Below are 9,600 nucleotides of genomic sequence, written 5' to 3' on the forward strand. Positions count from 1 at the left end.
TCCAGCTGCCGGAAGAGTAATTTGCTAAAAGTAGCGCCTTATCTTACCAGGACGAGGGCGCTACTTTTTGTGTTGTGTAAGAGTAACAACAAGAGTAACGACCGCACAAAGCATTGTTACAAAAGTGAATAATTCATCATATGTAACCATTCGCAACCAGCTCCTTTCCGTAAAGAATTGGCAGCTGGTGTATGCACCCTCTTCGGTTCCCCGGGTAAATATATTATTTTGTTGGCCCCTGTTGGTACAGGGGCAGGTTTTTTATTTAAGCAGATTTTTCTGAATTAATGATATTCAAAGTTTGGTGATATTCTTGGGCCACAGGGATTTTGTTAAAGGTAACAGTGTTGTTAAAATTGTCTTTGACTACACTTTCAATCTCATCTAAAGAGACATTGAAGAATTCTTTTCTTAAATTAACTCTGTTTACACTTTTCTTTTCAAAGTGTTTATGTAGTACGTTTTCCAAGGCTGGTGCATCATCTGAAAATATCATTGCGTGTACATCAAACTCAAATGGCACTGAAGCACTACTTAGTTCTTTTATTCGATCCATTGGTTCCAATCTCCTGGTCATGCCAATTTTATATATGTTTTCACCAAAAGAGCCTACATTTGAAATGACATACACAAATCCTGCCCTTGCGTTGGCTTCACGTTCTAATACATCTTCTTTTTTCTCATCTAATTCCTTTACTTTACTTTGGAGTTCTTGAATTTTATCAACATATAACTGCTTTTCAACATCATTATCCGTTTTTTGTAAATATGACATTAATTTATTTATTTCATTTGAACATTGTATTTGGTCTTTTTCTATTTTGGCTTTTTCTCTTTCAATTTCCCGGCGGACCTTTTCCTCTTCTATCATCTGCTCTTTTATTGCTTTCTGTTGCTCTCGCTCTTGGTCTTTTTTTAATTCATATGTATACACAAGGTTAAGTTCTTCTAATTTGTATTTAAGCAATTCTTGTTTTAGCGTAATTCCATCAACGGCAAAAATTTTATTTAGTGACTCAAAAGAGTTTGTTATTTTTTTTCGCATAGAATCAATATTCTTAACTGATAAATTAACACAAACATTATCGCATTCCGTATTGAAACAACGAAGAATTTGTTTGATATTATCGTTTATTTCTTTTTTCGTTCCATTAGAAGTAATTGACAGAGCATCATTATTTTTAATTAATACTTTCTCTTTATTTTTTAATAATGTCAGTTTATTTTTACATTCTTCTGATGTTATACCATCATAATCAGAAAAATCATAGTGTTTAACAATTACTTCGGCGGTTAAAGATTCAAGTTCACGTTTGACTGACTTATATTCAGCTCTCAGATTACAAATTTCCGCATTCAGCTTTGACTGTTTATTACTGTATTCTTTTTCAAGGTTTTTTTCTTTATCGTTATATTCATTTCCTAAGTTTATAAGTTTTGAATTATATTCTTTCTCTAAATCTTTTGTTTTTAGATTAAACTCATTATATAAGTTATTCACTTTTTCAACAACAGAATCATACTCGCCGTATTTACTCAATAGCTTATTTTTTTCTTTACCTTGCAAAACGATAAGGATAATACCAATAATAAAAGGAATCCCATACAGAAACCATGCAATCGTAAATAATAAAGCGATAAACCATGTTTGTAAATACCATTTTTGTTTCATAATCTTTTCCTCTTTTCTTTTGAAATTATTTTTAAAACGCCGAAGCGAATTAACCTATTTAAGGCGTAACTCAATAAGTTCCATCGGATACCCAGTGCATTGACAAAATTGTTCACGGGTATATCCTGAAAATTCTTTTAACATCTCATCATCAATAAGAAGATAGGCAGCGAACATATTAGCATCTGATTCGATGCGAGATGTTAGCAATAATGTCTTGTGTGCCATAAAGCAACAGTTTTCTTTCCAATGCAAAATAGCATGTCCAAGTTCGTGTGCCATAACTATTTTTAAGTATTCTTCATCATCAATATCTGAATTTATGAATATACACTTTGTATGCTCTAAATATTTGTACATTCCCACAGTGGAGCTTCCAAGAGGGTGATAAAAAACCTTAATTCCCAGTTCTCCCGCTATTCTAAATGGGTCAGCGGTTCCAAAACGCCTTACATAATAGGCTACGATTCGATTAATGCGCCTATCCAATACAATCCCCCCAGTTTTACTCTTTTCTGTTCTTGTATGGGTTATATTTTTCTTTGTTTATTATCTTTAATTGTCTCATTGCAGATTCCAATGCATTTTCTAGTAATGATAAAGACATATCATCAATTTCTTCGCCGTTATAATACAGCGGTCCATTATCCTGACTTTTAATATCACTCATGATAGAATCCAACTTTCTTTTTATGTCGCGTTCGTCTTTGGGTGTCAGTGCAGTTTTCTTTTTCTCCGGTTCGTCTTTCCCTGTCATAAGATAATCAAGAGATACACCGAAATAATCGGCAATCAATTTTGCTTTATCTGAACTCAGTAAGTTTCTTCTAGACTTCCAATTGCTAAATGTAGATTGGCTTATTCCGGTTGCTTTTGACACTTGATAAGTTGTAACACCATATTTTTGTAACAACTGCTCAAAAATTTCATACATTTTATGTGCTCCTTTCACAAAAAACGCATAATTCACAAAATGGTAGTAAAAGCCATTGACTGCTACGCAAAATGGTGTTATAGTAAGACTGTACTTCACAGAATGGTAGCGTTCAACAAAAATAATACCAAATTTAAAATGCGTTTAAAATGTGATGCTTTAACTGGTAATTGAAGTGTATCACAAATGTGAAGTATTCGCAATAGTTTTTTAGGGAAAGGGGGTATAAAAAGTGTACGAAAAATTTGCTGCATTATTAGAAGAAAATAACAAAACGGCATATCAGGTATCTAAAGATACTGGTATAGCTCAAAATGTATTTTCTTATTGGAAAACAGGACGTAGCACTCCGAAGACAGACAAGCTCAAAATCCTGGCCGATTACTTCGGCGTGCCAATTGAGTATTTCTTGGAAGAGTAGAAGGAGGTGAAGAAATGAGTTTTAGAGGACCGAGAGGTGCGAAGTTTTTCCCAGGAGCACATTATATCGAAGATATTACAAATGAGGTCGAACGTATATTTCTAGTAAGGCGGGAAGATATCATTTTTGGATTCGATAAAAACCCGCCATTGGAAACACCGTGCAGGGTATATGTATTATTTGGCGGCGGAGCTGTTGAGTATCTGTATAAACAGGGAAGTGGATGGGTCAATTGGAACTACCTGGAGTAAATAGAGCAATAATATTATCAATCCCTTCATGAGAAATTTTCGGTGTTAAAGTCTTCCAAATGCGAAGCTGCTCAAGTAAAGACTTTTCATCTTTTATGTTACATAAATGAGGAACTGCTTGCCATAAACCATCATGAGAATTAAAAATCGGAAGAAGATTGTTGGCAATATAACGATTATGCATTCTATAGTATTCGCCATCTTTTTCTAAAAATTTATGGCTAATGGGCGAATCAGGGTCTGAGAGATCAGGTAAATTAAATGGCTGAAATTTGTTTTTGGTTGAATCCACATAAGAAAAAATTTTATCTGCATATTCAGGATGATTAAGTAATGAGTGCGTTTTCCAATAAGAGGCAAGACGATACATAAAGAACAAAGATGCAGATTCACATATTGATTCTTCAAACCATCTTAAAGAATGAATAACCTCATGAGGGATAAGGTAATGGCAAAGCTCATGGCAAAATTGATAAGCAAGTTGGTTCCAATAGACATATGTACAACTAATGTATAGCGTTTTGGCGTCCCTATCGGTACGTATGTCATCTGACGTAGAATCATTAATCAGAGTAAACTGGGGTATATGATTAAGTGCAAAGGCATTTTTGTAAAGAGCGATAATGGAAGCAACTATTGCTTCAGTGTCTTCCATATTAGGCCGATAGGCTTTTTCAACCAAGGTAAAGCCATATGATGATTTAAGAGAATTATCGTTATCCATTATAAATTCCTCCCGTAGGTTTTTAAGCATAATTGCTTATAGATACATTATACAGGATGGATAATAGAAAGACAACATGAGGAAGATCAGAATCCTGGCCGACTATTTCAGCGTGCCAATTGAATATTTCTTGGAAGAGTAGAAGGCCAGATGGACGGAATGACAAAAAGAAATGAATGAGGTGAGGAGGATGGAAGATTTGTCGTGGGATGACAACTTGAGCAAAGCACATAAGTGGAGCAAACAAGCAAAGGTTATATCTATATGTGCTTTGCTGATAAGTGTTACATCTTTGTTTATAAGAATATTTGGACTACTCCAATAGCAACAGAAACTATAAGAGAAACGATGGCAATTATCTTTGAAATAAGAGCTTCTTTTTTAGCGGCAACCGTTTCTGCTTTTGCCATATCAAGCTGTTCGTTAAGTGTCGCTGAGATTTCATTTAATTGTTTTTCGTAAGATGACTTTATATCATCAGCCATTTTTGCTAAAACTGAATCTTCATACCCCGGAAGTCTTGATTTAGTTTTCATAAATAATAGTTCCGGAGGTTCAATTTTAGGAACATCAAATTTAGGCATTGTAACATCATATTTTGGAATCTCAATGTTAATCTTTGGAGGATGAACGTCAAACTTCAATTATGATTCTCCTTCTGTTTTACTTGGCCTGGCGGGGCCTGTAAGTACATTATAGACAGGGGAGTGTAATAAAACAAGAGGAGGTGTAACGATGGAATTTCCAAAGAAAATCATGTATCAAAAGGAATTAGTCCAGATGGGATTCCCGGAGAAAATGCTGCGCAGAATCAGCCATGAAAAAGGCCAAAAGGTAGCATATAAGGTCAATCCCAATAACAAGACAAGCCCAACCTTGTTTGACACGGACGAGCTCCAGAAATATCTCATCCGTCAGAACCGGGCAGCCGATCTGGCAAGGCAAAGGGGGTGCGTGATGTAATGCACTACACTACAATAAAAGACGCAGCCATCTGCACCGCCCTTGCCGCATTGACCGGATGGTGGCAGCCACGGGACGCATCGCAGGCAGTTATGTGCTACATAGTTATTTTTATCCTGCTGGTGGTTGGATTTGAAACTGCCAGGGAATGGGAGGAAAGGAAGCACAGAGATGAATATAGAAAACCACAGGATTTATGCAGTGATCAGACTGGCCGAACAGTGTAGAGCCAGTCAGGAACCAGACAGATGTTTACTTGCCAGGGGAATGGTATTATGCCTGGAGACCCTGGGAATCGAAATAGAAAAAGGTCCTGCGCCGGCAAGCAATCAGGACCACAAAAATAAACATTCATCCTCATTATAGAGGGGATAGGAAGGAAAAGTCAAGTATGCAGAGAGTAAATTATGGAATAGATGCGGATTGCGATACAAACGTGGATATGGTTTCCCTGCTTACAAACGGCAGGAACCCGGTAGAGATATGCGGTATCATCAATAAGCTGCTGCAGATACTCTATTCCGGCGGTGCGAGGGTGATCGACGGAGATAATCCGGAGGATGACTTCCTGGACCGGATATCCTATGACCGGGAGTCAGACAACCTGTATTTTTGGACAGAGGATCTGTGAAGGGAGGACTGGCCTATGTTAAAACCATATGAAGAGATGAGAAAAATAGATGTACGTCCCCACTGCGAGGAAAGAGAAGGCAAGCTTTATCTCAACTGGGCCAAATGCATTGAGCTTCTGCATGAAAACGGCGCAGAAAAGGTATACTGGGTCCCGGTGCCTGATCCGAAGACAGGGAGCAGCCTGAGGATGACCGATACTGTGTTCACGGATAAGAACGGGAATACAAACAGGTGCTATGAAACATTGATAAAGGTGATCATAGATGACGAGACTTACTATATGCAATCACCGGTCATGAACGGGGCGAACCCGGTGAAGGATAACTCCCTGGACCAGAGGCGGGTATGGAACAGTATGTGCCGCTCCTTTGTAAAATGTGTGGCTATACATACCGGGCTGGGCTTCAATCTGTGGATGAAAGAAGAATTTAATAAATTTGCGAATGCAATACCTACAACGGATGCTGATAAAGCAACTCCGGCACAGATAAAGCAGATAAAGCTTGCTGGTGATAATCACCCGAATTTAAAGCTTGATGATTGGCTGGCCCTGAACAATGTTACCTGGGACACGCTGACCAGAGAACAGGCCGCCTCAATGCTGGTTGCCATTAAGAAAAAGTATGGAGATGATTAAAGGCGGGTGATTACATGTATAGCCTTGTGGAGCTGCAGAAATACAGAGAGACGTCATCCGGTACTGATCTCGTAGTGCATGTGCCGGAACAAATTGGCGAGCAGATATTAAAGAAAGGTATTCGTACTGCAGAAATAAGGCTGGATGATGGGAGGCACATATCGGCTGCCCAGCGCAAAAAGATATACGCTACCATCCGGGATATAGCCGATTACACTGGCTATATGCCGGAAGAGGAGAAAGAGTGGCTTAAATACCTGCACATAAGCAGGACGGGAGACGCCTATTTCAGCCTTTCCACCTGCTCTATGGACACGGCCCGGGAATTTATCAACACTATACTGGAGTACGCCATAGAGCACGGTATACCGCTTTCTGAGCGGGGTGTTGATAGGGCAGATGATATAGGCAGATACCTGTATTACTGCCTGAAGCATAAAAAATGTGCCGTATGCGGTAGGCCCGGTGAGATACACCATGTGGATGCCATCGGCATGGGCCGGGACCGCAGGACAGTGGATGACAGTTGCAGTCGGAAAATATGTCTCTGCCGGACCCACCATACAATTGCACATCAGCGGGGTATGAGAGCCTTCGAGCAGATGTACCATGTATATGGCATTGTAATACCAGAGGATTCGCGTTCGCCCATGCTGGGAGCGTTGAATGATATATCACAATTTGTAACTTTGTAAGCCATGATTTCCCCGGTTACGGCCGGGGAGAAGGGAGGGCTAATGAGTAAGCAGACAGATGCCCGTGAGATCGCACGGGGATATTTTAACCGGATCACCTCCGGTCATAAAAATACAGTGAGCAGACCTGACCTGGGCCTGCCGGGAAACGAATCTATCGACCGTCAGCTAAGACTTTTGGTAGAGGAGGCAAACCACAACGGGGATTGCATAATCAACGTCGGAAACGGCTATTACAGGCCCATACCGGGTGACCTGGTGGATGAACTCGAACTTAAAGAATACATAAGCAAAGATGATTCCAGGGCGGATAAGCTCTGGTCCAAGATATACAACATGAGGACAGCATTTGACAACTGGAGGAAGGAGGCGGCCTATGAACAGCAGAGACAAGGGAGCCAGAGGGGAGCGTGAGCTTGCAGGGGTACTCCGGGGGCATGGTTATGACTGCCGCAGAGGACAGCAGTTTTGTGGGGCAAACGGTGATGCTGATGTAGTCGGCCTCCCAGGGGTACATATTGAGTGCAAGAGAGCAGAGCGGCTGGATCTGTATGGAGCCGCAGAGCAGTCAAGGCGGGATGCACGAGCAGGAGAGTTACCTGTGGTGATGCATCGTAAAAATAACTGTGACTGGCTCGTAACCATGTACCTGGATGACTGGATAGAGATGTACAGAGAGTATGAGGCAGGTGATCCTGGTGCCAAATAGGATTTTAAAAGAGAGTATCTGCACCAGTGATTCTATAAATCAGTTATCTCCATTTGAAGAGACATTCTTTTTGCGGCTGATTGTAAATTGTGATGATTACGGAAGATTTGATGCAAGACCAGCAATATTGAAAGCAAGGCTGTTTCCCCTGAAGGAACGCTTATCTTTGAAAGACATAGAGAGTGCGCTTGGGAAGTTGGCGGATGTAGGCTGCGTGAAACTGTACAGTGTAGACAGTAAGCCCTACCTTTATCTCCCGACTTGGGAAGTCCACCAGAATGTAAGAGCAAAGAAAAGCAAGTATCCGTCACCGGATGAATACAGTGAAAAGCAATATGCAGACACTTGCAAGCAGATGAATACAGATGCAAGCAAATGTCCCCGTAATCCTTATCCTAATCCTAATCCGAATACGGAATCCGAATCCTATTCGGACGACGCGCGGCTTGACGATGCCATGAAAGAATATATCGCTTTCCGTAAACAGATCAAGAGTCCGATGACAGACAGGGCTATCAAACTGGCGATGAATAAGCTTGAGAGCTTGTCAGGTGGTGATATTGATATCATGGTCCAGATCATTGACCAATCAATCATGAATGGATGGAAAGGGTTATTTGCCTTGAAGGATGATAGAAATCATACAGGAAATAAACAGGGAACAGGACAGTTTTACGACGAAATGAAAGAGTGGGTGGAAGAACGTGACAGTACAGGAGTTTGGAACGATAGCGGCAGCGATCAAGGCAGCATGGCCTAATGCCAATATCATGCCGGATAAGCAGAGCAAGGACATCTGGTATACGATGTTGCATGACATTGAGTATCCGGTATGCCTTAACGCGATTAAGCAGCTTATGAGTACCAGTAAGTTTGCACCGTCAATAGCTGAGATCCGGGAGAGATGCGCTGGTGTATGCCATGAGACAAGAGACTGGGGAGCGGCCTGGGACGAGGTATTGCGGGCAGTCAGGTTTTACGGGATGTACCAGGAAGAGGCGGCATTGCAAAATATGAGCGAGGATACACGCGCTTGCGTGAGGCGTATAGGATTCCAAAATATTTGTCTGTCTGAGAATATAACAGCAGACAGGGCAAATTTTAGGATGATATATGAGGCAATGTCAAGAGAGAAAAAAGAGATGCTTCAGCTACCGGAGAAGGTGCGGAGTGAGCAGGAACGATTCAGGGCGCTTGCGACTGAAACAGTTAAGCAGTTAGAGGCAAAACAGGAGGATGGCAGATGACACATAGAGAGCTTGTATTACTGGGATTAAAAATGATGAAGGAGATTTGCGAGAAGGACCGGAGCGGATGTGAGCAGTGCCCGGTTAAAGATATCTGTATGGAGATTAAGGTAGAGGTAGTTCCGTCCGAAATGGAACTGCCGCTGGAGTAGGAGGAGAAGGATGGATAGTAAAGGCATTGGGAGAATTGTGGGAGCGGTGTAATGACATTGATGATGTTACGGAGGTACTGTAATGGCAAGAACAAAAAAACCGAAAATCGGAACAAGGATGTACTCCGTACACGAGCATCTGTATTATATCAAGAATTATCCAGCCCCGCTGTTAGAATACGTTGTATGTGTAGCTGAAGTGACTGGATTTTACACGCAAGGTTACACAGAGGTATGCCTCACTGGAAAAGATTCAGACGGTTACAATACGCCGTATAGATATCCATTAAACAAGATTGGAAAATCATTGTTCTATACAGTGAAGGACGCGGCAGAATATGCAAAAATGCTCACAGAACGATATGAACATGCATGGGGATGGCTTGGCGAGCCGGATATACCGATGCGCCGGTCATGGGAAACTCTTTTGCTTGACAATAGAGATGTGGATGAGGGCAAGATGAGTTTATTGGATTTCCAGGAGATGATGCCATGAAAGCAATATTAAAATATCCGGGAGCAAAAAATCGTATTGCTGACTGGATTTGTAGTTACATACCTT

The 9,600-nt window shown here is 40.8% G+C and carries 18 protein-coding genes; 13 read left to right on the forward strand and 5 right to left on the reverse strand.

What is annotated here, in order from left to right:
- Positions 1–265: 265 nt before the first annotated feature.
- From WMO65_RS22325 to WMO65_RS22335, 3 genes are read right to left on the reverse strand one after another with little or no spacing between them, the layout of a single operon-like run.
- Positions 266–1,672: an SNIPE associated domain-containing protein gene (locus tag WMO65_RS22325; protein WP_018597632.1), complete on the reverse strand. Its 1,407-nt coding sequence runs from the start codon at positions 1,670–1,672 to the stop codon at positions 266–268.
- 54 nt (positions 1,673–1,726) lie between these two features.
- Positions 1,727–2,161 carry an ImmA/IrrE family metallo-endopeptidase gene (locus WMO65_RS22330; RefSeq protein ID WP_148394067.1) on the reverse strand — a complete coding sequence of 145 codons (435 nt, stop codon included), beginning with the start codon at positions 2,159–2,161 and terminating at the stop codon, positions 1,727–1,729.
- A gap of 16 nt (positions 2,162–2,177) precedes the next feature.
- Positions 2,178–2,606 carry a helix-turn-helix domain-containing protein gene (locus tag WMO65_RS22335; RefSeq protein ID WP_029468420.1) on the reverse strand — a complete coding sequence of 143 codons (429 nt, stop codon included), beginning with the start codon at positions 2,604–2,606 and terminating at the stop codon, positions 2,178–2,180.
- Positions 2,607–2,838: 232 nt separating this feature from the next.
- Here WMO65_RS22335 and WMO65_RS22340 point away from each other — a divergent pair, with 232 nt between their 5' ends.
- Both WMO65_RS22340 and WMO65_RS22345 read left to right on the forward strand, forming a co-directional pair.
- A complete protein-coding gene (locus WMO65_RS22340; protein ID WP_148394066.1) occupies positions 2,839–3,027 on the forward strand; it encodes a helix-turn-helix domain-containing protein in 189 nt (62 codons plus the stop codon).
- Positions 3,028–3,041: 14 nt separating this feature from the next.
- Positions 3,042–3,278 carry a hypothetical protein gene (locus tag WMO65_RS22345; protein ID WP_148394065.1) on the forward strand — a complete coding sequence of 79 codons (237 nt, stop codon included), beginning with the start codon at positions 3,042–3,044 and terminating at the stop codon, positions 3,276–3,278.
- On the opposite strand, the gene WMO65_RS22350 is transcribed toward WMO65_RS22345, so the two are convergent.
- Complete coding sequence (locus tag WMO65_RS22350) at positions 3,256–4,002, reverse strand: hypothetical protein (protein WP_340299716.1); 747 nt, start codon at positions 4,000–4,002, stop codon at positions 3,256–3,258. The two genes, WMO65_RS22345 and WMO65_RS22350, sit on opposite strands and share 23 nt — an antisense overlap.
- Before the next feature lie 296 nt (positions 4,003–4,298).
- Positions 4,299–4,646 (reverse strand): hypothetical protein, encoded by a 348-nt coding sequence (locus tag WMO65_RS22355; protein ID WP_018596794.1) that lies wholly within the window; start codon positions 4,644–4,646, stop codon positions 4,299–4,301.
- Between the two features lie 91 nt (positions 4,647–4,737).
- On the opposite strand from WMO65_RS22355, the gene WMO65_RS22360 reads away from it, so the two are divergent.
- From WMO65_RS22360 to WMO65_RS22410, 11 genes are all read left to right on the forward strand, one after another.
- On the forward strand, positions 4,738–4,965 hold the full coding sequence (locus tag WMO65_RS22360; protein WP_118743422.1) for a hypothetical protein: 228 nt from the start codon (positions 4,738–4,740) through the stop codon (positions 4,963–4,965).
- Complete coding sequence (locus WMO65_RS22365) at positions 4,965–5,192, forward strand: hypothetical protein (protein ID WP_349064669.1); 228 nt, start codon at positions 4,965–4,967, stop codon at positions 5,190–5,192. The genes WMO65_RS22360 and WMO65_RS22365 overlap by 1 nt, the downstream gene beginning before the upstream one ends.
- Before the next feature lie 164 nt (positions 5,193–5,356).
- Positions 5,357–5,596 (forward strand): hypothetical protein, encoded by a 240-nt coding sequence (locus WMO65_RS22370; RefSeq protein WP_349064670.1) that lies wholly within the window; start codon positions 5,357–5,359, stop codon positions 5,594–5,596.
- 15 nt (positions 5,597–5,611) lie between these two features.
- Positions 5,612–6,235 carry a Sak single strand annealing protein gene (locus WMO65_RS22375; RefSeq protein ID WP_349064671.1) on the forward strand — a complete coding sequence of 208 codons (624 nt, stop codon included), beginning with the start codon at positions 5,612–5,614 and terminating at the stop codon, positions 6,233–6,235.
- Positions 6,236–6,249: 14 nt separating this feature from the next.
- Entirely contained in the window at positions 6,250–6,930 is a 681-nt protein-coding gene (locus WMO65_RS22380) for a putative HNHc nuclease (protein ID WP_349064672.1), read from the forward strand.
- A 42-nt stretch (positions 6,931–6,972) separates the two neighbouring features.
- Complete coding sequence (locus tag WMO65_RS22385; RefSeq protein WP_130182184.1) at positions 6,973–7,344, forward strand: hypothetical protein; 372 nt, start codon at positions 6,973–6,975, stop codon at positions 7,342–7,344.
- Positions 7,307–7,639, forward strand: coding sequence for a PDDEXK family nuclease (locus WMO65_RS22390; RefSeq protein WP_349064673.1), 333 nt, complete (start codon positions 7,307–7,309; stop codon positions 7,637–7,639). The genes WMO65_RS22385 and WMO65_RS22390 overlap by 38 nt, the downstream gene beginning before the upstream one ends.
- Positions 7,611–8,399 carry a phage replication initiator YdaU family protein gene (locus WMO65_RS22395; RefSeq protein WP_349064674.1) on the forward strand — a complete coding sequence of 263 codons (789 nt, stop codon included), beginning with the start codon at positions 7,611–7,613 and terminating at the stop codon, positions 8,397–8,399. The genes WMO65_RS22390 and WMO65_RS22395 overlap by 29 nt, the downstream gene beginning before the upstream one ends.
- On the forward strand, positions 8,344–8,886 hold the full coding sequence (locus tag WMO65_RS22400; RefSeq protein ID WP_349064675.1) for a replicative helicase loader/inhibitor: 543 nt from the start codon (positions 8,344–8,346) through the stop codon (positions 8,884–8,886). Before WMO65_RS22395 ends, WMO65_RS22400 begins: the two co-directional genes overlap by 56 nt.
- Positions 8,883–9,038 carry a hypothetical protein gene (locus WMO65_RS22405; protein ID WP_349064676.1) on the forward strand — a complete coding sequence of 52 codons (156 nt, stop codon included), beginning with the start codon at positions 8,883–8,885 and terminating at the stop codon, positions 9,036–9,038. The genes WMO65_RS22400 and WMO65_RS22405 overlap by 4 nt, the downstream gene beginning before the upstream one ends.
- An 82-nt stretch (positions 9,039–9,120) precedes the next feature.
- A complete protein-coding gene (locus tag WMO65_RS22410; protein ID WP_349064677.1) occupies positions 9,121–9,534 on the forward strand; it encodes a hypothetical protein in 414 nt (137 codons plus the stop codon).
- Positions 9,535–9,600: the final 66 nt, after the last annotated feature.

The sequence above is a fragment of the Blautia caccae genome (assembly GCF_040095955.1).
GTDB lineage: Bacteria > Bacillota > Clostridia > Lachnospirales > Lachnospiraceae > Blautia > Blautia celeris.

Bases quoted from the DNA above. Each gene is read 5' to 3' on its own strand.
- WMO65_RS22325 (WP_018597632.1), bottom strand. From the start codon at position 1,672: ATGAAACAAAAATGGTATTTACAAACATGGTTTATCGCTTTATTATTT.
- WMO65_RS22335 (WP_029468420.1), bottom strand. From the start codon at position 2,606: ATGTATGAAATTTTTGAGCAGTTGTTACAAAAATATGGTGTTACAACT.
- WMO65_RS22345 (WP_148394065.1), top strand. From the start codon at position 3,042: ATGAGTTTTAGAGGACCGAGAGGTGCGAAGTTTTTCCCAGGAGCACAT.
- WMO65_RS22350 (WP_340299716.1), bottom strand. From the start codon at position 4,002: ATGGATAACGATAATTCTCTTAAATCATCATATGGCTTTACCTTGGTT.
- WMO65_RS22360 (WP_118743422.1), top strand. From the start codon at position 4,738: ATGGAATTTCCAAAGAAAATCATGTATCAAAAGGAATTAGTCCAGATG.
- WMO65_RS22365 (WP_349064669.1), top strand. From the start codon at position 4,965: ATGCACTACACTACAATAAAAGACGCAGCCATCTGCACCGCCCTTGCC.
- WMO65_RS22370 (WP_349064670.1), top strand. From the start codon at position 5,357: ATGCAGAGAGTAAATTATGGAATAGATGCGGATTGCGATACAAACGTG.
- WMO65_RS22375 (WP_349064671.1), top strand. From the start codon at position 5,612: ATGTTAAAACCATATGAAGAGATGAGAAAAATAGATGTACGTCCCCAC.
- WMO65_RS22380 (WP_349064672.1), top strand. From the start codon at position 6,250: ATGTATAGCCTTGTGGAGCTGCAGAAATACAGAGAGACGTCATCCGGT.
- WMO65_RS22385 (WP_130182184.1), top strand. From the start codon at position 6,973: ATGAGTAAGCAGACAGATGCCCGTGAGATCGCACGGGGATATTTTAAC.
- WMO65_RS22390 (WP_349064673.1), top strand. From the start codon at position 7,307: ATGAACAGCAGAGACAAGGGAGCCAGAGGGGAGCGTGAGCTTGCAGGG.
- WMO65_RS22395 (WP_349064674.1), top strand. From the start codon at position 7,611: ATGAGGCAGGTGATCCTGGTGCCAAATAGGATTTTAAAAGAGAGTATC.
- WMO65_RS22405 (WP_349064676.1), top strand. From the start codon at position 8,883: ATGACACATAGAGAGCTTGTATTACTGGGATTAAAAATGATGAAGGAG.
- WMO65_RS22410 (WP_349064677.1), top strand. From the start codon at position 9,121: ATGGCAAGAACAAAAAAACCGAAAATCGGAACAAGGATGTACTCCGTA.